Annotated in this window: 15 protein-coding genes and 1 tRNA gene; 9 read left to right on the top strand and 7 right to left on the bottom strand. The window is 70.4% G+C overall.

Annotated features, from left to right (window positions below):
* Positions 1-5: 5 nt before the first annotated feature.
* Positions 6-3,239 (bottom strand): acetyl-CoA carboxylase family protein, encoded by a 3,234-nt coding sequence (locus VJ655_RS10175; protein ID WP_324110944.1) that lies wholly within the window; start codon positions 3,237-3,239, stop codon positions 6-8.
* 103 nt (positions 3,240-3,342) lie between these two features.
* Between VJ655_RS10175 and VJ655_RS10170 the strand changes: the two genes are divergently transcribed.
* The 3 genes from VJ655_RS10170 (at position 3,343) to VJ655_RS10160 (ending at position 9,076) form a co-directional block, all read left to right on the top strand.
* On the top strand, positions 3,343-4,137 hold the full coding sequence (locus tag VJ655_RS10170) for a protein imuA (RefSeq protein WP_324110943.1): 795 nt from the start codon (positions 3,343-3,345) through the stop codon (positions 4,135-4,137).
* Between the two features lie 196 nt (positions 4,138-4,333).
* Positions 4,334-5,707, top strand: a complete 1,374-nt coding sequence (locus tag VJ655_RS10165; protein WP_414646970.1) for a DUF6504 family protein — start codon at positions 4,334-4,336, stop codon at positions 5,705-5,707.
* 126 nt (positions 5,708-5,833) lie between these two features.
* Complete coding sequence (locus VJ655_RS10160) at positions 5,834-9,076, top strand: error-prone DNA polymerase (RefSeq protein WP_324110941.1); 3,243 nt, start codon at positions 5,834-5,836, stop codon at positions 9,074-9,076.
* A 219-nt stretch (positions 9,077-9,295) separates the two neighbouring features.
* Here the strand turns inward: VJ655_RS10160 and VJ655_RS10155 are convergent, their stop codons facing one another.
* Positions 9,296-11,821, bottom strand: a complete 2,526-nt coding sequence (locus tag VJ655_RS10155) for a glycoside hydrolase family 9 protein (protein ID WP_324110940.1) — start codon at positions 11,819-11,821, stop codon at positions 9,296-9,298.
* A 115-nt stretch (positions 11,822-11,936) separates the two neighbouring features.
* Positions 11,937-13,790, bottom strand: a complete 1,854-nt coding sequence (gene ilvD / locus VJ655_RS10150) for a dihydroxy-acid dehydratase (RefSeq protein WP_324110939.1) — start codon at positions 13,788-13,790, stop codon at positions 11,937-11,939.
* A 98-nt stretch (positions 13,791-13,888) separates the two neighbouring features.
* On the opposite strand from ilvD, the gene VJ655_RS10145 reads away from it, so the two are divergent.
* Positions 13,889-14,782: a LysR family transcriptional regulator gene (locus VJ655_RS10145; RefSeq protein ID WP_324110938.1), complete on the top strand. Its 894-nt coding sequence runs from the start codon at positions 13,889-13,891 to the stop codon at positions 14,780-14,782.
* A gap of 136 nt (positions 14,783-14,918) precedes the next feature.
* On the opposite strand, the gene VJ655_RS10140 is transcribed toward VJ655_RS10145, so the two are convergent.
* From VJ655_RS10140 to VJ655_RS10130, 3 genes are all read right to left on the bottom strand, one after another.
* On the bottom strand, positions 14,919-16,808 hold the full coding sequence (locus tag VJ655_RS10140) for a nucleoside-diphosphate sugar epimerase/dehydratase (protein ID WP_324110937.1): 1,890 nt from the start codon (positions 16,806-16,808) through the stop codon (positions 14,919-14,921).
* An 88-nt stretch (positions 16,809-16,896) separates the two neighbouring features.
* Positions 16,897-18,108: a gephyrin-like molybdotransferase Glp gene (glp, locus tag VJ655_RS10135; RefSeq protein WP_324110936.1), complete on the bottom strand. Its 1,212-nt coding sequence runs from the start codon at positions 18,106-18,108 to the stop codon at positions 16,897-16,899.
* A gap of 242 nt (positions 18,109-18,350) precedes the next feature.
* Positions 18,351-19,256, bottom strand: a complete 906-nt coding sequence (locus VJ655_RS10130; RefSeq protein WP_324110935.1) for a ferredoxin--NADP reductase — start codon at positions 19,254-19,256, stop codon at positions 18,351-18,353.
* A gap of 339 nt (positions 19,257-19,595) precedes the next feature.
* On the opposite strand from VJ655_RS10130, the gene VJ655_RS10125 reads away from it, so the two are divergent.
* Positions 19,596-20,012, top strand: coding sequence for a hypothetical protein (locus tag VJ655_RS10125; RefSeq protein ID WP_324110934.1), 417 nt, complete (start codon positions 19,596-19,598; stop codon positions 20,010-20,012).
* A gap of 16 nt (positions 20,013-20,028) precedes the next feature.
* Here VJ655_RS10125 and VJ655_RS10120 read toward each other — a convergent pair whose 3' ends face one another.
* Entirely contained in the window at positions 20,029-20,214 is a 186-nt protein-coding gene (locus VJ655_RS10120) for a hypothetical protein (RefSeq protein WP_324110933.1), read from the bottom strand.
* Positions 20,215-20,497: 283 nt separating this feature from the next.
* Here VJ655_RS10120 and VJ655_RS10115 point away from each other — a divergent pair.
* The 4 genes from VJ655_RS10115 (at position 20,498) to VJ655_RS10100 (ending at position 21,815) form a co-directional block, all read left to right on the top strand.
* Positions 20,498-20,573, top strand: a tRNA-Trp gene (locus VJ655_RS10115).
* Positions 20,574-20,638: 65 nt separating this feature from the next.
* Positions 20,639-20,956 (top strand): preprotein translocase subunit SecE, encoded by a 318-nt coding sequence (secE, locus tag VJ655_RS10110; RefSeq protein WP_324110932.1) that lies wholly within the window; start codon positions 20,639-20,641, stop codon positions 20,954-20,956.
* Positions 20,957-20,966: 10 nt separating this feature from the next.
* Complete coding sequence (nusG, locus tag VJ655_RS10105) at positions 20,967-21,524, top strand: transcription termination/antitermination protein NusG (RefSeq protein WP_324110931.1); 558 nt, start codon at positions 20,967-20,969, stop codon at positions 21,522-21,524.
* Positions 21,525-21,632: 108 nt separating this feature from the next.
* Positions 21,633-21,815: a hypothetical protein gene (locus VJ655_RS10100; RefSeq protein ID WP_324110930.1), complete on the top strand. Its 183-nt coding sequence runs from the start codon at positions 21,633-21,635 to the stop codon at positions 21,813-21,815.
* Positions 21,816-22,145 lie beyond the last annotated feature (330 nt).

Below are 22,145 nucleotides of genomic sequence, written 5' to 3'. Positions count from 1 at the left end.
ATCGATCAGAAGCTATCCACCCTGACCGCCCAGGGCCGGCTGATCCCCGCCGCGGCGTCCAGTCCGCCGACGATCCAGCGCCGCGTGTCGGACGGGTCGATGACCGCGTCGATCTCGAGCGCCGCAGCCATGCTGGTGGCCTTGCCGGCCGCGTAGAGCCTGGCGACCAACTGGTCGTAGAGCGCCTTCTGCTTCACCGGATCGGTCTCGGCCTCCAGCTCCTTGCGATAGCCCAGCTTGACGGCTCCTTCGAGCCCCATGCCGCCGAACTCGCCGGTCGGCCAGGCGGCGATGAAGGCCGGGGCGTGGAAGCTACCGCCGGCCATGGCCTGGGCGCCGAGGCCGTAGCCCTTGCGGGTCACCACCGTGAACAGGGGCGAGCGCAGCTTGGCGCCGGCGATGAACTGGCGGCTGACGCGGCGCACGGCGGCGGCGTCCTCGCTGTCCGGGCCGACCATGAAGCCCGGGGTGTCGCACAGGCTCAGGACCGGGAGGGCGAAGGCGTCGCACAGCTGCAGGAAGCGCGCGGCCTTCTCGGCCCCCTCGCAGTCGATCGCCCCGCCCAGGTGGCGCGGATCGTTGGCGATCAGCCCCATCGGGCGACCCTCGATGCGGATCAGGCCCGTGACCATGCCAGGGGCGAAACCGCCGCGCAGTTCCAGGAACGAGCCCTCGTCGACCAAGCCCGCGATCAGGGCCCGCACGTCATAGACCCGCAGCCGGTTCTCCGGGATCGCGCTCCGCAGCCGCCGCTGGTCCGGCGCGGTCCAGGTCGAGAGCGGGCCCTGGAAGTAGGACAGGGCCTGCTTGGCCAGCCGCGTGGCGTGAGCCTCGTCCTCGGCCAGGATGTCGATGACGCCGTTCTTCCACTGGTGGGCCGAGGGACCGATCTCTTCGGGCCGGAAGACGCCCAGGCCGCCGCCCTCGATCATCGCCGGCCCGCCCATGCCGAGGTTGCTGTCGCGTGTGGCGATGATGATCTCCGACAGGCCCGCTATGGCGGCGTTGCCGGCGAAGCAGCGGCCGGCGACGACGGCGATCTTGGGGACCAGGCCCGACAGCTGGGCGAAGCTCCGGAACGTCGGCACGTCCAGGCCCGCCACCGCCGTGGTGTCGGTGTCGCCCGGCCGCCCGCCGCCGCCCTCGGCGAACCAGACCACCGGCAGCTTCTGGTCGGCGATGACGCTCATCAGCCGGTCGGACTTCCTGTGGTTCATCGCCCCCTGCGTGCCGGCCAGCACCGTGAAGTCGTAGGCCAGGGCCGCCGTCCGCGCCCTGTCCGGCGGGAAAAGCGCGCCATTGACGGTCCCGATCCCGGTGATCAGCCCGTCGGCGGGCGTATTGGCGATCAGGTCCTCGGTCGAGCGCCGGCGCTTCTGGGCCGCGATGGCCAGGGCGCCGTATTCCAGGAAACTGCCGGGATCGAGGAGGTCGTCGATGTTCTCCCGCGCCGTGCGATGGCCGGTCTTGCGGCGCCGGGCGACCGCGTCGGGGCGGGCCTCGTCGAGCGTGAAGCGGTGGCGGGCGATGACCTCGGCCAGGTCGGGACGGAGGGCGTCCAGGTCTTCGGCGGCGGTCTCGACGGTGTCGGCGTCGCCCACCTCGGCCGGCTCCAGCAGGATCAGCGGCTGGCCCTCGGCCACGGTCTGGCCGGGCTGGACGGCGATCGCCAGCACCCGGCCGCCGGCCTCGGCGCAGACCAGGTGCTCCATCTTCATCGCCTCCAGCACGGCCAGGGGCTGGCCGGGACGCACGAGATCGCCCTCGGCCACGCTGATCGCGCCGACCGTGGCCGCCAGCGGCGCGCGAGCGGCCGACGCCCCCTCCGGGCTTTCCAAGGCTCCGGTCTCGAAGCTCCGGGCCTCGGCGACGGCGGGCGACAGCCCCTGCGCATGGACCACCAGGTCGGCGGCGTGACGGACGATAAAGCCGGTGGTGGCCTCGCCGGTGGTGGCTTCCGGATGGGCCAGGATCGCCCGGATCAGCGGGGCGGTGGTGGCGACGCCGCCGATCTCGAACTCCGCCAGCGCCCGGTCCAGACGCGCGGCGGCCTCGCGCGGCGTGCGGCCGCGGGCGATCACCTTGGCCAGCAGGCCGTCATAGGCCGCGCCGATGCTCTGGCCCGCCGCCGCGCCGGCGTCGATCCGCACGCCCGGACCGCCCGGTGGGGCCCAGGTGGTGAGCGTCCCGCTGGACGGCTTGACCAGGCCCTCGGCGGTCAGGGTCTCGGCGTTGATCCGCGCCTGGATGGCTACGCCGAAGGCCGGCGGGGCGCTCGTCAGGGCCAGGTCCGAAAGGCTCGCCCCCGCCGCCAGGTCCAACTGCAACCGCACCAGATCCAGGCCCGTGACTTCCTCGGTCACCGTGTGCTCGACCTGCAGGCGCGGATTGACCTCGATGAAGTAGGGCTCGCCCGTCTCGACGTCGATCAGGAACTCGACGGTCGCCAGACCCCGGTAGCCGGCGCATAGCCGCTCGGACCAGCCGGCCAGGGCGGCGGCCAGATTGTCGGGCAGGATGGCCGGGGCGATCTCGACCAGTTTCTGGTTGCGCCGCTGCAGCGAGCAGTCGCGGTCGCCCAGGGCCAGCACCTCGGCGCCGTCGCCGACGATCTGCACCTCGATGTGACGAGCCCGCTCGATGCGCTTCTCGGCGTAGAGCCCGCCGTCGCCGAACGCCGCCAGGGCCTCGCGTTCGCAGGCGGCGAAGGCCGCATCCAGCTCGCCGGGATCCAGCACCGCGCGCATGCCGCGCCCGCCGCCGCCGGCCCGGGCCTTCAAGAGGATCGCGCCATGCTCGACCTGGAAGGCGCGGGCTTCCTCCAGGGTGGTCGGGCCGGTCCCGGGGATCAGCGGCAGGCCGCGCTCGGCGGCCAGGGCGCGGGCGGCGGCCTTGTCGCCGAAGGTCGCCAGGTGCTCGGGCGAGGGGCCGATGAAGACGATCCCCGCCGCCGCGCAGGCCCGCGCCAGGGCCGGATTCTCCGACAGGAAGCCATAGCCGGGGTGCAGGGCCTGGCAGCCCCGCGCCTTGGCGGCGGCGACGATCGCGTCGATGTCCAGATAGGCCCGGGCGCCGGTTCCGGCCAGGGCCACGGCGCGGTCGGCGGCCGCGACGTGGGGGTTGGCCGCGTCGTCGCTGGCGAACACCGCCACGCTTTCGATCCCGGCCTCGGCGGCCGCCCGGGCGATGCGAACGGCGATCTCGCCACGGTTGGCGATCAGGACGCGGGACAGGGACATGAGAGGCTCACTTCATACGGCCGTTTGAGGCACTTTGACCGGTCGCGCCCGACTCTCCAAGGCTTGACTCCCCCGGGCCGAAAGATCAGAACAAAAGTGGAACATGGAGTGGAGAATGGCCGGATCGCGCGAGGCGCGTCTTGCGGCCCTGAGAGGCCGGATCGCCGCGATCGAAGCGGGGACTCGGACTCCGACTCCGGTCCTGCCGTTCGGCGATGCGGCCATCGACGGCTGCTTTCCGGGCGGCGGCCTGCCGCTGGGCGCCTGGCACGAGGTGACCGGCGCCGGGTTGGAGGGCGAGACCGGCGCGGCCCCGGCCGCCTTCGTCGGCCTGCTGCTGCGTCCGCTGGCCAAGACGGGGGCGGTGGTCTGGGTGGCGCGCCGCGCCGACCTGTTCGCGCCGGGCCTGGCCGGGCTCGGCTTCCCCGCCGAGCGGCTGATCCAGGTCCGGGCCCGGGACGAGGCCGAGGTGCTGTCGGTGCTGGAGGACGCCCTGTCGACCCAGGGCGTGGTGGCGGCGGTCGGCGAGGCCGAGGCTCCCGACCTGACCGCCGGCCGCCGCCTGCAACTGGCCTGCGAGAAGCGGGACGGGCTGGGGGTGCTGCTGCATCGCCGACCCTATGGCGGGCGAGCCGGAGCGGGTTCCCGGACAGTCTCCGGCTCGGCCTCGTTCAGCCGCTGGCGGGTGGCGCCGGAGCCCAGCGGGGCGGCGCCCGACGACATTGGACTTGGCCCGCCGCGTTGGCGGGTTGAACTCGAGCGCTGCCGGGGCGGACGTCCCGGCGGCTGGATTTTGCAAGCAGAGGAGGCCGGCCATGGCCCGCATCCTTTCCGTCTGGTGTCCCAACTGGCCGATCACGACGTGGCGCCGGCGGAACCCCTGCGGCGGGTCGGGTGACCAATCCTCCCCCCAGAGGGGGAGGTGGTCCGAAGGACCGGAGGGGGAAGGGGCAAGGCCAGTAGGACTTCCCCCTCCGTCGCCTGCGCGGACACCTCCCCCGCTAGGGGGAGGATTGACGCCTCCTCCTCTCGCTCTGCTCGTCTCCGAACGCGGAACCCGCCGTCTCGCCGCCGTGAACGAGGCCGCCCGGGCCCTGGGCCTCATGCCCGGCCAGAAGGCCGCCGACGCCCTGGCCCTGGTCCCGGACCTTGTCACCTTCGACCATGACCCGGCCGCCGATCGCGCGGCGCTGGAGGCGCTCTGCGACTGGTGCGTGCGGTTCTCGCCGGCCGTGGCGATCGACGGCGACGACGGCCTCCTGCTGGACATCACCGGGACCGACCACCTGTGGGGCGGCGAGGCGGCGATGCTGGCCGACCTGGTCGCGCGGCTGGCGCGCTGGGGCGTGCCGGCCCGGGCGGCGATCGCCGACACCGCCGGGGCGGCCTGGGGGGCGGCGCATTATGGAGCGGATCTCACGGTTGTCCCGCCGGGCGGCCAGCGCGAGGCGCTCGCGAGCCTGCCTGTCGCGGCCCTGCGCCTGGACGACGCGGCCGAAGCCCAGCTGCCGCGCCTTGGCCTGCACCGCGTCGGCCAGCTCTACGGCCTGCCGCGCGCCCAGCTGGCCAAGCGCTTCGGACTGGGATTCACGGTGCGGCTGGACCAGGCCCTGGGAATGGCGGCCGAGGCCCTGACCTTCCGCCGTCCGGCCAGTCCCTGGTTCGACCGTCTGGCCTTCTTCGAGCCGATCAGCGCGCCCGAGGACCTGGCCCGGGTGACCGGCGACGCCCTGGATCTGATCTGCGCCCGGCTGGAGGCCGAAGGTCGCGGCGCCAAGCGGTTCGAGGTGGTGTTCCACCGCCTGGACGGCCAGGCCTATCCCGTCCGCGCGGGGCTGGCGCGGATCGGCCGCGACGCTCGACGGCTGACCAAGCTGATCGTTCCCAAGCTGGACAAGGTGGATCCGGGCTTCGGGATCGAGGTGGTCACCGTCCACGCCGCCGGGGTGGAGCCTCTGGCGGCGGCCCAGGCGCGGCTGGACAACGCGGCCGGCGTCAGCCTGGACGAGACCCTGGCCCCGCTGGTCGACCGGCTGGTCAACCGCCTGGGCGAGGCCCGCGTCTGGCGCGCCGATCCCTATCCGAGCCATGTGCCCGAACGCTCGGCGGTCCGCGTCGGGCCGCTGGACCCGCCGTCGGCCACGGACTGGGACCCCGACCGTCCGCGCCCGGTGCGGCTGTTCAAGCGGCCCGAGGCGATCACCGCCCTGGCCAAGGTGCCCGATGATCCGCCCGTGTCGTTCACCTGGCGGGGAAGAGCTCACCGTGTCCGCCGCGCCGAGGGACCCGAGCGCATCGGCCAGGAATGGTGGCGGGCCGGGGTGGGCGAGGGCGAGACCGGGCCGGGCAAGGTGCGCGACTACTACCGCGTCGAGGACGAGACGGGCGGGCGGTTCTGGATCTATCGGCAGGGACTGTTCGGCGGCGACGAGGCGCCGAAATGGTGGATCCATGGCCTGTTTGGGTGAGACTCCGAAATCCTCCCCCCGTGGGGGAGGCGGCGCGCAGCGCCGGAGGGGGGAGGGGCAAGGCTTCAAGTCTTCCCCCTCCGGTCGCTTCGCGACCACCTCCCCCGCTAGGGGGAGGATTTAGTCATGCCCGCCTACGCCGAGCTCCAAACCACCACCAACTTCTCGTTCCTGCGCGGGGCCTCGCACGCCGAGGAGCTGGCCATCGCGGCCGAGGCCCTCGGCCTCTCGGCCATCGGCGTCACCGACCGCAACAGCCTGGCCGGCGTCGTCCGCGCCTGGACGGCGGCCAAGACGCGCGATGTCCGGGTGCTGAGCGGCTGCCGGCTGGACTTCATGGACGGGACGCCCAGCCTGCTGTGCTACCCGACCGACCGCGAGGCGTTCGGCCGGCTGACGCGACTGCTGACGCTCGGCCAGCGCCGGGCCGGCAAGGGCGAGTGTCACCTGAGCTGGCGGGATTTCCTGGACCATTCGGACGGCCAGCTGGGCCTGATCGTCCCGCCCCGAACGCTGGACGAGGCCTTCGAGCGCGACCTGTCCCGCATGGCCGGCGACCTCTCCGGACGCGCCTGGCTGGCGGCCAGCCGCGCCTACGCCGCCCAGGACCTCAAGCGCCTCTCGCGGCTGGACGCCCTGGGGCGAGCGGCCGGGGCGCCAATCGTGGCGACCAACGACGTGCTCTATCACGGCCCCGAGCGGCGGCCGCTGCAGGACGTCATCACCTGCGTGCGCGAGCATTGCGCCATCCACGAGGCCGGCTTTCGTCTGGAGGCCAACGCCGAGCGGCACATCAAGTCCCCGGGCGAGATGGCCCGCCTGTTCGAACGCTGGCCGCGCGCGATCGAGCGCACGGTCGAGATCGTCGAGCGCATCGGCTTCGACCTCGGCCAACTGAAGGAGGAATATCCCGACGAGCCGGTTCCGCCCGGCAAGACGGCGATGCAGCACCTGACCGACCTGACCTGGGCCGGGGCCGCCTGGCGCTATCCCGGCGGGGTCCCCGACAAGGTGCGGGGCCAGCTGGCCGAAGAGCTGCGGCTGATCGCCAAGATGGACTATCCCAACTACTTCATCACCGTGCACGACATCGTACGCAAGGCGCGGGAGATGGGGATCCTGTGCCAGGGGCGGGGCTCGGCGGCCAACTCCTCGGTCTGCTTCTGCCTAGGGGTGACGGCGATCGATCCCACCGAGCACCGCCTGTTATTCACCCGCTTCATCTCCGAAAACCGTGGCGAGCCGCCCGACATCGACGTCGACTTCGAGCATGAGCGGCGCGAGGAGGTGATGCAGTACGTCTATGAGCGCTACGGCCGGGAATACGCCGCCATCTGCGGCACGGTGATCCATTACCGTCCGCGCAGCGCCATCCGCGACGTCGGCAAGGCGCTGGGCCTGACCGAGGACGTCACCTCGCTGCTGGCCGGCACGGTCTGGGGCAGCTGGGGCGACGGCCTGCCGGAGGAGCACCTGCGCAACGCGGGCCTGGACCCGGAGGCGCCGCAGATCGCCCGCGCCGTGGCCCTCGCCACCGAGCTGATGGGCTTTCCGCGCCACCTGTCGCAGCACGTGGGCGGCTTTGTCCTGACCAAGCGCCGCCTGGACGAGACCGTGCCGATCGGCAACGCGGCGATGAAGGACCGCACCTTCATCGAGTGGGACAAGGACGATATCGACAGCCTGTCGCTGATGAAGGTCGACGTGCTGGCGCTGGGCATGCTGACCGCCATCCAGCGGGCCATGACCATGCTGCGCGAGGACCACGGCCTGGCCTGGCTGAAGGACCTGGCCGACATCCCCAAGGAGGTCTCCGGCGTCTACGACATGCTGTGCGTGGCCGACAGCGTCGGGGTGTTCCAGGTCGAGAGCCGGGCCCAGATGTCGATGCTGCCGCGCCTGAAGCCCCGCAGGTTCTACGACCTGGTCATCGAGGTGGCGATCGTCCGCCCCGGCCCGATTCAAGGCGACATGGTGCATCCCTATCTCAAGCGCCGCAGCGGGATCGAGAAGGCCGACATGCCCGCGCCGGCCCCGGAGCACGGCCCGCCGGACGAACTGGAGCAGATCCTGGGCAACACCTACGGCGTGCCCCTGTTCCAGGAGCAGGCCATGAGTTTGGCCATCGAGGCCGCCCACTTCACGCCCGACGAGGCCGACGGCCTGCGCAAGGCCATGGCCACCTTCCGCAACCTGGGCACGCCGGCCGAGTATCGCGACAAGTTCGTCGAGGGCATGGTTCGGCGGGGCTATCAGCGCGACTTCGCCGAGCGCTGTTTCAAGCAGATCGAGGGCTTCGGCCACTACGGCTTTCCCGAAAGCCACGCGGCCAGCTTCGCCAAGCTCGTTTATGTGTCGGCCTGGATCAAATGGGCCTGGCCGGACGTGTTCTGCGCGGCCCTGATCAACTCCCAACCGATGGGTTTCTACCAGCCGGCCCAGCTGGTGCGCGACGCGCGCGAGCACGGGGTCGAGGTGCTGCCTCCCGACATCCTGGCCAGCGACTGGGACTGCACGCTGGAGACGGCAAAGGGGAGGGAGGGTTTCAAACCTCGCTCCGACAAGATCGCCGATCACGCCAACCGCCACCGCTGGAAGGCTGTCCGGTTGGGCTTTCGCCAGATCAAGGGGCTGAAGGAGAAGTCCGACATCCCTCCGCTCCTGAAGGCGCGGGCCGAGGGCGCGCGCACGCCCGCCGAGTTCGCGCAAGGCGGCGTGCCGCAGCGGGCCCTGGAGCTCCTGGCCGAGGCCGACGCCTTCGCCGGCGTGGGCCTCTCGCGCCGCGACGCCCTCTGGGCGGTCAAGGGACTGAAGGGCGAGCACAAGGCTCCGGTCCAGGCGCCGCTGCTGGCCGGCCTGCCGCTGTTCGAGGACGGAGTCGCCCTGCCGACCATGCCCGTGACCCAGGAGGTGGCCGAGGACTATCGCACCACCAGCCTGTCCCTGAAGGCCCATCCGGTCGGTTTCTACCGCTCGATGCTGGCCCGGCGCGGGGTGATCACGGCCGAACAGCTGATGACGGTGAAGGACGGCGCCAAGGTCTCGGTGGCCGGCCTCGTCCTGATCCGCCAGCGGCCGGGCACGGCCAAGGGCGTGGTGTTCGTGACCCTGGAGGACGAGACGGGCGTGGCCAACGCCGTGGTCTGGAAAGACCGCTTCGAGGCCGACCGAAACGTGGTGATGACCGCCTCGTTCCTGATCGTCCACGGCCGGGTCCAGCGCGCCGAGGGGGTGATCCACATCGTCGCCGAAGCCTTCACCGACCTCTCGGCGCACCTGTCGACGCTGCGCGACGAACCGGGATCACCGGCCCCGCGCGTGCGCCAGAAGGTGTCGGGGCGGCTGCTGCGAAGCCGGGATTTCCACTGAGGGTGAGGGCCTCTGCCGTTGGGATCAGGCGCGCTCGCGCGGCCTGGAATCCGCCTGACCTTGCTAGTCGAGCATTCTCGACGGCAACGCCGCCCACCCGATCGCCTTCGGCGCCCACCCTCTCCCGCAAGGGGAGAGGGATAAATGTCCGCCAAGGGGCGATCATAGTCCCGCGACTTCATCCCGAGCCCCGGCGTTTGTCGGGCTGGACGAAAGGCCCTACTTAACCCCCGCGCTCACCTCTTTGCTCAACGCTTTGGCGGCGTTGACCAGGGCGATGTAGCTGGCGCCGACGTTCACGACGTACTCGTTCTCGCCCCAGAAGAAGGGCCAGTCTTCCTTGTTCTCGGGGAAGTCGGGCTTGACGATCAGCATGCCCGGCACGACGCCGCCGGCGATGAAGCTGAAGTCGGCGCGGTTGTTGCCATAGGCGACCTCCTTGGAGACCGAGCCCACGGCCGAGACCAGCGAGATGTCCGAGCCGGGATGGGTCCCATAGAGGTAGTCCAGGGCCCGGAACACCGCGCGGCCGTCGACGATCTCGGGGAACGCCTTGTGCAGCGCCCAGTGGGTCAGGCCGAACTCGGCCACCCCGCCGCTGCCGGCCCAGCCGCCCATGGCGATCGGCACGCCGAACGGGTTCTGGGCGAGGAGGGCGTCGCTCTTGGCCTTGTAGTCGCGCACCGCCGGGGCCACCCGCGCCTTGAAGGCGGGCGGCATGAACGGAATGGCGCGGGCGGCGAGGTCGGCGTTCTGGATGAAGCGCGGCTCGACCTTGGGCCACATCGCGTCGATCCGGGCGGCGTATTTCGGGTCCTTGGTGGCGATCAGCAGCTCGACCGCGGCGCTGAACTCCTCGTCGACGATGTCGCCGCCCGTGGTGTTGCCATGGTGGAAGAGGTCGGGCGCGTGGCTGTGCTCCTCGTCCCACACCCGCTGGGCGGTGGCCAGGCAGTCGTCGGCCAGGGCGTCGCGATAGCCGCGCAGAGCTCGGCTGGCGGCGGCGAGGGCGGCGATGGAGCCATAGTTCAGCGGCGTCGAGCGGCTGGTGAACGCCCAGCGGTCGTCCTTCACCCCGCTGCGGCCGTCCTTGATCTCGTCGGGACCCAGGCTGGCGTCGTAGACCAGGCCGTCGGTCTTGGTCACCGCGTCGCCCAGGTGGGTGTACTGGCCGACGTCGGGCTCGACGATGCCGTGGATCGCGTGGCCCACCGCCTTGTGCTGGGCCAGCAGCTGCAGGGTTCCGTGCTCGATCTGCTGCAGGATGTCTGGCGTCCCGTCGGGGCGGTGGATCTCCACATGGCGGCGGGCCTGGTCGATCGTGGTCTGGTCGCGGGTGGGACGGAACTGCTCCCAGGTCTCGACCAGGGTCCGCACCACGGCGTAGTGCGTCTGGGTGCGGATGTCGAAGTCGCCCGCGTCGAACCAGCCCCCGACGTTCAGGCCGGGGATGTGCTCCATCGGCTTGAACGGCGTGTCCGTGGTCGGTCCCTGGCGGTAGAGGTCGATGTGCTCGTGGTTCAGCGGCGCCTGCAGGGCGTCGTCGCGGTGCGAGTCGCCGTGCCAGACGCGGTAGGCTTCCTCGACGAACATGTGGTCCATGGCGACCGGGAAATAGACGTCCAGGGTCGGATGCCAGGCGTCGTCATAGAGCGCCGGATCGATCCGGAACGGCGCGGTGCGGTGGTCGCCATAGGCCAGGACATAGAGGCCTGGCGTCTTGACCGACGAGAAGTCGAACTTGGCGTAGCTGTAGCGCAGATAGGGCGTCCAGCCGCTCAGGGGGCCGGTCAGGACCGGCGTGAAGCTTCCGTCCGCCCCGACCTTCAGCAGGCGAGCCTGGGCCTGCGGCGGCTGGGCGGGATCGCGCTCGATGATCGCCACCTTGGGCTGGGCGGGGGCGTAGCCGAGCTGCGAATGGGCGATCGACGGCGGACGCGTCCAGTTCGGCAGGGCGTTGGCCGAGACCGTCCAGTCGACCACCGCGCCGGTCTTGCCGGCCGGGATCGGGGCGCGGAGCACGAACCAGCCGTTCTGCGCCTGGTTGCGGCCGTCATAGAGGAAGACCGGCGCGCTGGCCTTCACCGTGATCCGCCGGGCGGGCTCCTCCGGCGCCAGGACGAAGGTCGCGCCGCTGGCCAGCGGCAGGGGCTCGGCGCGGCCTCCGGGCGGGGCGGCCTCCATCGCGCTGCTGGGATAGAGCGGGAAGCCGCCGGCGCGGCCGTCGGCCAGGAAGCTCTTGTGGAAATAGGCCGAGGGCAGGACCTCGAGATTGAAGCCCGCCTTGCCCGCGAGCGCCGCCGGCAGCGGCTTGTCGAGGACGACCCGCACCCGGAAGGCGCCGCCGCGCGGCTCGACCTGGATCTGGTAGCGGAACGCGTAGTCCGGGAATTCCAGGGTCGCGGTGATCGCCCCGGTGGCGGGATCGACCCGGCGCTCGACCAGCCGCGCCATCGGGTCCCACTGGCCCGGGGTAGGGCTGAGCCGGACGTCGCCGTTGGTGACGGTCCGCACCCCGTGCTGGATCAGCTCGACCCCGCTCATCTTGGCGTCGTTGAACAGGTCCTCGGACCCGTTGCTGAACACCAGCACGTTCAGGCCGGGGGTCTCGAGATAGCCCTTGGCGTTGAGCTTCAGGCCGGAGGGCGGGGGTTTGACGGCCTGGGCCAGGGCGGCCGGCGCGGCCCCCGTCATCAGGCTCGCGACCAGCGCGAGCGTCGCCAACGAACGCGGCAAGACCTTCATGAACGCTCTCCCTCCCCGGATGTGTCTCCGGGCTGAGCCTTGAGCTTTCATGGCCGAACCGGCCGCGTCAACAAACTTTTGGTACCGCTCCCATTCGAGGCGCGGCGGCCGCAGCCTACCGCCGCTCCACCTGGCTGACGTCGCGCACCGCGCCCTTGGCGGCGTTGGTGGTCATGGCCGCATAGGCGCGCAGGGCCGGGCTGACCTCGCGCTGGCGGTTCAACGGCTTCCAGGCGTCGGCGCCGCGCGCCAGCTGGGCGGCGCGGCGTTCGGCCAGGACCGCGTCAGACACCTCCAGGGTGATCCCGCGGTTGGGAATGTCGATCAGGATCGAGTCGCCGTCCTCGACCAGGGCGATCAGGCCGCCTTCGCCGGCCTCGGGCGAGACGTGGCCGATCGACAGGCCCGAGGTGCCGCCCGAGAAGCGGCCGTCGGTGATCAGGGCGCAGGCCGCGCCCAGGCCCTTCGACTTCAGATAGGTGGTCGGATACAGCATCTCCTGCATGCCCGGCCCGCCCTTGGGGCCCTCGTAGCGGATGACCACGACGTCGCCGGCCGCGACCTTGCCGCCCAGGATGCCGCTGACCGCCGCCTCCTGGCTCTCATAGACCTTGGCGGACCCACGGAAGGTCAGGATCGACTCGTCGACCCCGGCGGTCTTCACGATGCAGCCCTCGGGGGCCAGATTGCCCGACAGCACCGCCAGGCCGCCGTCCTTGGAGAACGGATGCTCGACCGAGCGGATGACGCCGGCGGTGCGGTCCAGATCGAGGTTTTCCCAACGGGCGGCCTGACTGAAGGCGACCTGGGTCGGCTTGCCGCCCGGCGCGGCGCGGAACAGCTCGTGGGCGGTGTTGCTGTTGGTGCGGCCGATGTCCCAGCGGGTCAGGGCCTCGCCCAGGGTGGCGGCGTGGACGGTGGGCTGGCTGGCGTCGATCAGGCCGCCGCGCTCCAGCTCGCCCAGGATGGCCATGACGCCGCCGGCGCGGTGGACGTCCTCCATGTGGACGTCGGCCTTGGCCGGGGCGACCTTGCACAGGCAGGGCACGCGGCGCGACAACCGGTCGATGTCGGCCATCGAGAAGTCGACGCCGCCCTCGCTGGCGGCGGCCAGCAGGTGCAGCACGGTGTTGGTCGAGCCGCCCATGGCGATGTCCAGGCTCATGGCGTTCTCGAACGCGGCCCGGGTGGCGATCCCGCGCGGCAGGGCGGTGGCGTCCTCCTGCTCGTACCAGCGCTGGCACAGGTCGACGACCAGACGGCCGGCTTCCTTGAACAGCGCCTCGCGGTCGGCGTGGGTGGCCAAAACGGAGCCGTTGCCGGGCAGCGACAGGCCCAGCGCCTCGGTCAGGCAGTTCATCGAGTTGGCCGTGAACATGCCCGAGCACGAGCCGCAGGTCGGGCAGGCGGCCTTCTCGATCGCGGCGACCTCTTCGTCGGAATATTTGTCGTCGGCGGCCACGACCATGGCGTCGACCAGGTCCAGGGCGCGGATCTCGCCTTTCACCGTGACCTTGCCGGCTTCCATCGGCCCGCCCGAGACGAAGACCACCGGGATGTTCAGCCGCATGGCGGCCATCAGCATGCCGGGGGTGATCTTGTCGCAGTTGGAGATGCAGACGATGGCGTCGGCGCAGTGGGCGTTGACCATGTACTCGACGCTGTCGGCGATCAGGTCGCGGCTGGGCAGGGAGTAGAGCATCCCGCCATGGCCCATGGCGATGCCGTCGTCGACGGCGATGGTGTTGAACTCCTTGGCCACGCCCCCGGCCGCCTCGATCTCGCGAGCGACCAGCTGGCCCAGGTCCTTCAGATGCACGTGACCCGGGACGAACTGGGTGAAGCTGTTGGCGATGGCGATGATCGGCTTGCCGAAGTCGCTGTCCTTCATGCCGGTGGCGCGCCAGAGGCCGCGGGCGCCGGCCATGTTGCGGCCATGGGTGGAGGTGCGCGAGCGATAGGGAGGCATGGGGATATTCCAGTGTCGGCTGTAGGATCTTTTACGCCAGGCCGAGGCGTTGGAAAAATATATTAGTCCGCGCGCATTAAGTCGCTAAGCCTATCGCCATGGACATCCGGCAGTTTCGCCATTTCGCCGCCGTCGCCGAAACCCTGCACTTCGGACGGGCGGCCGAGCGCCTGGGCATGACCCAGCCGCCGCTCAGCCAGTCGATCCTGGCGCTGGAGAAGGAGTTGGGCGCGCCGCTGTTCGCGCGGACCAAGCGCCACGTCGCGCTGACGCCTCTGGGCCAGCAGTGGCTGCCGCATGTGCAGGGCGCCCTGGCCGCCGTCGACGCCCTGCCCGAGACCGCGCGGCGCCTGCGCGACGGCCAGTCGGGTTATCTCACCCTGTCCTTCGTCAGCACCGCCGACTACAGCGTCCTGCCCGACCTCGTGCGGCGCTACGCCGAAGCCTATCCGGACGTCGAGATCCGCCTGGTCGAGGCGACCAGCGACGTGCAGATCCCGGCGGTGGTCGCGGGCGAGCGTCACGCCGGCATCATCATCCCGCCGCCCGACCGCGCCTTGCCGGAGACGCTGGCCTATCGCCGGCTGGTGTCCGAGCCCTTGGTGGCGGTCGCGCCGGCCGCCTGGGTCGAGGATGGGCGATTGCCGGTGAAGGACGGCGTTCTCGCGCCCGAGGCCCTGCTGGACGCGCCGCTGATCCTGTTTCCCCGAACGGTGGCCCCGGCCTTCCATGATCTGGTGACGGGCTATTTCAGCGCCCGGGGCCAGCCGGCCCGGATCGTCCAGGAGGCGATCCAGATGCAGACCATTATCAGCCTGGTCTCGGCGGGGCTGGGGTTGGCGCTCGTGCCGGCCTCGCTGCGGAACCTGGCGCGGGCGGGCGTGGCCTATGTCGAGCTTCAAGCGCCGCCGGTGCTGGAGACGGGGCTGGTGTGGCGACGGGATGATGACGCGCCGACGCTGCGCGGGCTGCTGGGCCTGGTGGGGGTCTGAAGATCCTCCCCCGCGCCGCGGGGGAGGTGGCCCAGAGGGCCGGAGGGGGCTAATGCGGCATGCGGCCAGCTCGCCCCCTCGGTCGCTACCGCGACAGCTCCCCCGCATCGCGGGGGGAGCATCTAAGGCGCCAGCCCTACGAAGCCCGGATCTTCACCACCTTGGACGGCCCGACCTGGCGCAACGCTTCGACCAGGCCGAACAGTTCGGCGCGGACGGCGGCTTCGTCGCCGGCCTCGGCCAGGGCGTCGAGGGTCGCGAGGCTTTCGTCGGCGATCACCGGGGCCGGCGACATGCGCACGGCCTCCATGATGCCGGGGGCCTTGGCGCGGGCGACCTCGTTCACGTCGACCAGGGTCTCGGTCAGCTTCTCGCCGGGGCGCAGGCCGGTGATCTGGATGTCGATGTCGCGGCCGGGCGTCAGGCCCTGCAGCTCGATCATCCGCCGGGCCAGGTCGATGATCTTGACCGGCTCGCCCATCTCCAGGGTCAGCACCCCGTCCTCGTCGCCATCCGAGGCGATCATCGACAGGGCCACGGCTCGCAGCACCAACTGCACGGCCTCCGGGATGGTCATGAAGTAGCGCTCGACCTCGGCGTCGGTCAGGGTGATGGGGCCGCCGCGGGCGATCTGGCTCTGGAAGATCGGCACGACCGAACCGGCCGAGCCCAGGACGTTGCCGAACCGCACGATGCTGACCCGCATGTGGCCGCCGCCGCCGTACTGGCGGGCCACGGCCTCGGCCACGCGCTTGGCCGCGCCCATCACGCTGGTCGGCGCCACGGCCTTGTCGGTCGAGATCAAGGCCAGGTGCGCCGCGCCGCAGGCCTTGGCGGCGACGGCGACGTTGCGGGTGCCCAGCACATTGGTCCGCACGCCCTCGCACGGGTGGTTCTCGACCAGGGTCACGTGCTTCAGGGCCGCGGCGTGGAAGATGATGTCGGGCTTGTGCTCGTCGAAGACGCGCCGGACGCGGGCGGCGTCGCGCACGTCGCACAGCACCTCGCCGCGCGGCAGGGCGGGATGGGACTCGGCGATCTCGCGGTCGATATGGAAGAGGTTGTATTCGGAGGCGTCGACCAGGGTGAGTTGGGCGCAGCCGCTGGCGGCGATCTGGCGGCACAGCTCCGAGCCGATGCTGCCGCCGGCCCCGGTGACCAGCACCCGGCGGCCCCAGACCAGGGCCCGGATCGGTTCGGGGTCGAGGCGGACCGGCGGACGGCTGAGCAGCTCTTCCAGGCTGATCTCGCGCAGGACCGGGCCGACGGCGGCGCCGGTTCCCATCTCGACCACGCCATGGCGGCGCAGCAGGCGCACGCCCTCGGTCTTCAGCCGGCCCAGGCGCTCGGCGCCGAAGGTGCTCATGGCGCTGTCGGTCAGGAACAGGATGGCCGAGGGCGGCAGGCCGCTGTCGCGCAGTCGGGCCAGCACGTTGTCGAAGCCGGCGATCGAGCCCAGCACGCACACGCCGCGCAGTTCGTCGCCGGTCTCGCGCTCCAGCGGCGAGACCACGCCGATCGGGGCGTAGCGCTCGCCAAGGCCGGCGGGCGCGCGCAGGAAGGCCTCGGCCTCGGCGGTCGAGCCGACGATCAGCAGGCGCGGCAGGGCCGGGTGCATGGAGGCCGGCCCCAGGCGCAGGAACGAATCCAGTAACTGGCGCTCATGCAGGCTGCGACGGATGACGCGCAGGGCCGACATCAGGGTGGCCTGGATCAGGGCCGCGCCGGCCACGGTCCGCAGGCCGCCGTCGACGCCGGGATGCACCAGACGGGTGATGACCATGAAGGCCGCCGCCGTCAGCACCGCCGAGCGCAGCAGGCGCAGGTGGTCGCTGGCCGAGACAAAGCGCCAGGGCGCCCGCTCGACGCGGAACACCAGCTCCACGATCAGGGCGCCCAGGGCGTAGTAGCCGGCCTGCAGCAGGGTGTCGCCCGTGAAGGGCATGTCGATGACGAGGTAGCGGCCGATCAGCAGGGCCAGGAAGGCCAGCAACACGTGGGTCGCGATCTTGCCTACATGCCCCATGAAACGAGCCTCTTGAGCCTGAAGGCCGGGTCATCGCCCGGGATAGAGTCGCCTCGGAGTAGCACGCCAATTCGTCGCCGTCGCGGTTTCAACCACGACGCAGGGGCAGAACCTCGACGACGGCGTTCGCCGAAAGGGCGGGCGCCCCGGCCCGTCTGCGCAGCAGGGCGTCGGCCCGCGAGAACACCCCGACCAGCGAGGAATCCTGATCCGGGAAGGCCTGGGCGGTCATCCGGCCCTCTTCGTCGACCGACAGGGCCGCGCGCATCCAGTGCTCGCGCGGGCCGGTGGCGGGCAGGGGCGCGGCCAGGCGCGCGGCGACCAGGCGGACCTCGGCGTCGCCGTCCGTTAGCGCCGCCAGCAAGGGGCGCAGGAAGAGCTCGGCGCAGACCAGGGCCGAGGCCGGATTGCCGGGCAGGCCCAGGACCGCGCGGCCATCTCCCAGGCGTCCGAACCAGGTCGGCTTGCCCGGGCGCACGGCCACGGTCTCCACGGCCAGTTCGAGACCCAGCGTCTTCAGGGCGGGCTTGACCAGGTCATGGTCGCCGACCGAGGCGCCGCCCACGGTGACGATCAGGTCGGCTTCCACAGGCTGGATTACGGCGGCGATGGCGGCGGCGTCGTCGGCGGCGGCCGTCAGGCGGAACGCCTCGCCGCCCCAGGCCTGGATCAGGGCCGCCAGGGCGAACGAGCCGCTCTCGAAGATCTGGTCGGGCCGCGGCGTGGCGCCAGGCGGGACCAGTTCGTCGCCGGTCGCCAGGATCGCCACGCGGGGCCGGCGGGCGACCGCGACCGTCGCCAGGCCCGCCGAGGCGACCAGCGACAGCCGCCAGGGATCGATGACGACCCCCGCGTCCAGCAGGATGTCGCCCGACCGGAAATCCCCGCCGGCCGGCCGGATGTTGGACTTGGGATGGTCGCCGGCCCGGAAGCGCGCCGTCTGGCCGTCGCGTTCGGCCTCTTCCTGGATGATCACCAGGTCGGCGCCGGCCGGGACGGGGGCGCCGGTGAAGATGCGGACCGCCTGGCCGGCCTGGACCTCACGCGGATAGGCCTTGCCCGCCGCGCTCTCGCCGGCCACGGCGAAGGCCTTGCCGGGGACATAGTCGGCCCGGCGGATCGCCCAGCCGTCCATGGCCGAGGCGTCGAACGGCGGCTGGGCGCGACTGGCGATGACGGGCTCGGCCAGCACGCGGCCCAGGCTGTCGGCCAGGGCGACACGCTCGACGCCCGATCCCACCGCGCCCTCCAGGATCCGGGCGCGGGCGTCTTCGACGGTGAGGTTCTTGAGGTCAGTCATGCGTCCATCCCCTCATAAGCCGGTCGGGACGAAATCCCTCTCTCTTGGAGAGAGGGAGGGGCCCGCCGCGAAGCGGTGGGAGGGTGAGAGGTTTCACTTTTAGCCGGCAAGTCCTGGATCTCAATGAGATCGCAGCCTTGTTCGTTTCGACGGGGTTTCGTTCTGGGAGGGCGTAACCTCTCACCCTCCCACGCTGGCGCGTGGGCCCCTCCCTCTCTCTCAGAGAGAGGGATCTCAGTCCCCTACCCCACGAACGCCCGCTCGATCACGAAGTCGCCGGGTTCGGCGTTGGAGCCTTCCTTCAGGCCCTGGGCCTCGAGCATGGCGGCGGTGTCCTTGATCATGGCCATCGAGCCGCACAGCATGGCGCGGTCGTGCTCGGGGTCGAACTTGCCGCCCTCGATGCCGAGGTCGCTGAACAGCTTGCCGCTGGCGATCAGGTCGGTGAAGCGGCCCTGGCGCTCGAACGGCTCGCGGGTCACGGTCGGGTAATAGGTCAGCTGGGCCCGGGCCTCGTCGCCGACCAGCGGGTCGTCGAAGATCTCGGCCGTGAACAGGTCGCGATAGGCCAGTTCCTTCACCTCGCGCACGCCGTGACAGACGATCACCCGCTCGAAGCGGCTGTAGGCGTCGGGGTCGCGGGCCACCGACAGCCAGGGCGCCAGGCCCGTGCCGGTGCCGAACAGGAAGAGTCGCTTGCCCGGGCGCACGGCGTCCAGCACCAGAGTGCCGGTCGGCTTCTTGCCCAGGAGAATCTCGTCGCCCTCCTGGATCTGCTGCAGGCGCGAGGTCAGCGGGCCGTCGGGAACCTTGATCGAGAAGAACTCCAGCTCCTCGGCGAAGCTGGGCGAGCCGATCGAATAGGCGCGCAGGATCGGCTTCTTCTCGCCCAGCTCTTCGCGCGGCGGCAGGCCGATCATCACGAACTCGCCCGAGCGGAAGCGGAAGCTGGCCGGGCGGGTGATGGCGAAGCTGAACAGGCGGTCCGTCCAGTGCTTCACCCACAGCACCTTCTCGATGAAGTAGGGCGATTCCTTGGGCGGGGCGGCGGCGGTGGCGGTGGCCGTCATCTGAACTCTTTGATCCTGGGCGCAGGAGCGCGGGAAAGACGTAAAGCCGCCACGGCCCCGAGGCGGCGTGCGTCTCATGGAAGCAACGAAGTCTCCCTGTCAATGACGGTTGTCTAAAGCGTGGTCCCGAAAATCTCCGGTTCGGGGACAGTCTGTCGTCTTTCAAGGCGACGCGAGAATGCCGCTGTTCTTCAGTCGTCGAGTCGACGTTGAAGGTCGGGATGAGATTGCTTCGCATCGCTGGGGCGCGTGGAAACAAGATTAACGTCGACGATGACTGAAAGGCAGGTTTTTTCGACTTTGTCGAAAACGGCGAACCGCTTTTTCGAACGTGTCAAAAATAAGATTGCCGCTATCGGAAACCGGGCGCAGACTTCCCTTTGCTTCGTTCGCGAAGCCAACGATACGGAGGAACGTATGCGGGTTTGGTTCGTAGGGGCCGCCGCGGCGGCCGGTTTAGTAGCGTTTGGTTTGGCTGGCTGCAGCGACGGCGGCGCGAAGACGAAGGTCGCGCAGGCCCAGCAGGTGGTCGTCGAGTCCACGCCGGTGACGGCGTCGGGCTGCGTCCGCCCGGTGGAGAACACCAACTGCCTCGTCGTGAAGGGACGCGGCGGCGGATATTATGACATCAGCACCGCCAGCCCGGCTCCCGACCTCTCCAAGGGCGTGGCGATCTCGCTGCGTGGCAAGGACAACGGCAAGAACACCCAGTGCGGGCGCCAGCTCACCGACGTGAAGTGGTCCTATCTGGGCATCCAGTGCGGCGCCACCCTGCCGTCAACGGCCTCCACCGCGACGGACAAGGACGCCAAGGCCAAAGAAAAGGCCGGCTGACCGGCCTTCAGGGCGCTCAGTTCTCGCCGGAGCCCGGATCCGTCCGGGTCTTCGGCGAACGGGCGCTGTCGGCCGCGCCGGGCGGCTCGGTGGCGGGACGCGGCGGCTGTCCGTCCCGATGCGTCTTCTGCTGGTCTTCGTGCTCGACCTCCCGATTCGACGGGCGGTCCGAGGTCTGCGGAGGATTCGAGATCGTGGGCATGGCGGTCTAACGCCTGGCGGGCGGGCTTTGATCCTTCTCGGCCCCCTTTTGGCGGGAGGCAGTTGGCGGGAGGCAGGCGACCGCGCCGGGCCTTTTCCCGCCAAGATCCGGGATCCGCCGCGTCCGCGAACCGCGCAATCTCCCGCGCGCCGCTTGCCCGGCGGATGCGACCCTGCTAAATGGCGCGGCTCTGGCGACAGAACACGGCGCGCCGAGGCTTCAAGCCTTATGGCGCGCTGTCTGTCTCTGGATGTCCGTCGGCCCGAAAGGGCGGTCGGTCTGCAGGAGTGTAGCTCAGCTGGTAGAGCGTCGGTCTCCAAAACCGAAAGTCGTGGGTTCGAGTCCCCCCACTCCTGCCACTATATAGTTTCCGACGGGCCGCCTTCCGGCCTGCTCGTATATGAAAGTCGTGAGCCTCAAGAGCATGGCCAGGAAACCGGGATCCAGCCCGTCCGCGATGAAGACCCGCGCCGCCAAGACGGCCGCGGCGATGGCGCCCGCCGGCGCCGCCGCGAGCTCGGCCGCTCCCGCCGCACCCAAGAAGCGCACCACGCCGGTGCAGTTCTTCCGCGAGGTTCGCGCCGAGGCCCGCAAGATCACCTGGACCACCCGCAAGGAGACCTGGATCACCTCGGTGATGGTCTTCATCATGGTGGTGATGGCGTCGCTGTTCTTCCTGGCCGTCGACGGCGGGCTGGGCTTTGGCGTGAACCAGCTTCTGAAGCTCGCCACAGCGAGATAAGATAGAGACGATGAGCACCGAAACCGCGTCGAACCCGAACCACAAGTGGTACATCGTCCACGCCTACTCGAACTTCGAGAAGAAGGTGGCCGAAAGCATCCGCGAGCAGGCCAAGAACCAGGGCCTCGAGGAGAACTTCTCCGAGATCCTGGTGCCGACCGAGGAGGTCGTCGAGATCCGCCGCGGCCGCAAGGTCAACGCCGAGCGCAAGTTCTTCCCGGGCTACGTCCTGGTGAAGATGAACCTCTCGGACGAAGCCTACCACCTGATCAAGAACACCCCGAAGGTCACGGGCTTCCTGGGCAGCGGCTCCAAGCCGATGCCGGTCTCCGAAAAGGAAGTCCAGCGCATCATCGGCACGATCGAGGAGGGCGTCGCCGCTCCGAAGGCCGTGGTGCTGTACGAGGTGGGCGAGAACGTCCGCGTCATCGACGGTCCGTTCGCCAGCTTCAACGGCTCGGTCGAACAGGTCGACGAGGAAAAGGCCCGCCTGCGCGTCACCGTCTCGATCTTCGGCCGCGCCACCCCGGTCGAACTGGAATACGCCCAGGTCGAAAAGATCGCCTGATCCTTTCGGCGGGTTTGAATTCGAAAGCCCCGCGCCCTTCAAGGCGCGGGGCTTTTGCTTTGCGCGGCGCGCGAGGTTATCCACAGGGCTGACCGCGCGGAGGCCCCCATGTCCGATCCGATGAGTCCGCTAAGCGAGCGCCAGACCGCCGTCGCCGAGTTCGAGGCCGGCCCCGTCCGCGCCCGCGCCGAGGTCAGCGTCACGCCGCTGGGCCTGCTGGTCTACGGGGCCCTGGTCGCGGGCGTCCTGCTGTCGACCGCCGCGCTGGTCCGGGCCGCGCGTCGCCGCTGAAAGTTATCCACAGCCCCGCCCTTTTCCCCTTGCGGGAGAAGGTGGCCCGAAGGGCCGGATGAGGGGTTGATGGACCCTTCCCCGCCGCCTGACCTGTCCGCCATCGCCGCGCCTGTCGGTGCGACCCCTCACCCGCCCCGCTTCGCGGGCCACCCTCTCCCGCAAGGGGAGAGGGGATATTCCCGTTCCTTTCCCCGCCTGGAAACGAACGTTTCCGTTCCTCGATAATGGCTTAGACAAAAACGCACGTTTCTTATCCCCGGTGCTCCCAGCGGCTTCATGCTTTGATCTCATGAGCCAGACCGAAACCCACGCCGCCCGCTCGCCCCG

It is taken from the genome of Caulobacter sp. (genome assembly GCF_035254145.1).
Taxonomy (GTDB): domain Bacteria; phylum Pseudomonadota; class Alphaproteobacteria; order Caulobacterales; family Caulobacteraceae; genus Caulobacter.
Note: the sequence above shows the minus strand (reverse complement) of the source record. Positions and strands in the feature narration are given on the sequence as shown.

What these genes read in the sequence shown, in the direction of transcription:
- VJ655_RS10175 (WP_324110944.1), bottom strand. Translation starts at nt 3,239, where the DNA reads ATGTCCCTGTCCCGCGTCCTGATCGCCAACCGTGGCGAGATCGCCGTT.
- VJ655_RS10170 (WP_324110943.1), top strand. Translation starts at nt 3,343, where the DNA reads ATGGAGTGGAGAATGGCCGGATCGCGCGAGGCGCGTCTTGCGGCCCTG.
- VJ655_RS10160 (WP_324110941.1), top strand. Translation starts at nt 5,834, where the DNA reads ATGCCCGCCTACGCCGAGCTCCAAACCACCACCAACTTCTCGTTCCTG.
- VJ655_RS10155 (WP_324110940.1), bottom strand. Translation starts at nt 11,821, where the DNA reads ATGAAGGTCTTGCCGCGTTCGTTGGCGACGCTCGCGCTGGTCGCGAGC.
- ilvD (WP_324110939.1), bottom strand. Translation starts at nt 13,790, where the DNA reads ATGCCTCCCTATCGCTCGCGCACCTCCACCCATGGCCGCAACATGGCC.
- VJ655_RS10145 (WP_324110938.1), top strand. Translation starts at nt 13,889, where the DNA reads ATGGACATCCGGCAGTTTCGCCATTTCGCCGCCGTCGCCGAAACCCTG.
- VJ655_RS10140 (WP_324110937.1), bottom strand. Translation starts at nt 16,808, where the DNA reads ATGGGGCATGTAGGCAAGATCGCGACCCACGTGTTGCTGGCCTTCCTG.
- glp (WP_324110936.1), bottom strand. Translation starts at nt 18,108, where the DNA reads ATGACTGACCTCAAGAACCTCACCGTCGAAGACGCCCGCGCCCGGATC.
- VJ655_RS10130 (WP_324110935.1), bottom strand. Translation starts at nt 19,256, where the DNA reads ATGAGACGCACGCCGCCTCGGGGCCGTGGCGGCTTTACGTCTTTCCCG.
- VJ655_RS10125 (WP_324110934.1), top strand. Translation starts at nt 19,596, where the DNA reads ATGCGGGTTTGGTTCGTAGGGGCCGCCGCGGCGGCCGGTTTAGTAGCG.
- VJ655_RS10120 (WP_324110933.1), bottom strand. Translation starts at nt 20,214, where the DNA reads ATGCCCACGATCTCGAATCCTCCGCAGACCTCGGACCGCCCGTCGAAT.
- secE (WP_324110932.1), top strand. Translation starts at nt 20,639, where the DNA reads ATGGCCAGGAAACCGGGATCCAGCCCGTCCGCGATGAAGACCCGCGCC.
- nusG (WP_324110931.1), top strand. Translation starts at nt 20,967, where the DNA reads ATGAGCACCGAAACCGCGTCGAACCCGAACCACAAGTGGTACATCGTC.
- VJ655_RS10100 (WP_324110930.1), top strand. Translation starts at nt 21,633, where the DNA reads ATGTCCGATCCGATGAGTCCGCTAAGCGAGCGCCAGACCGCCGTCGCC.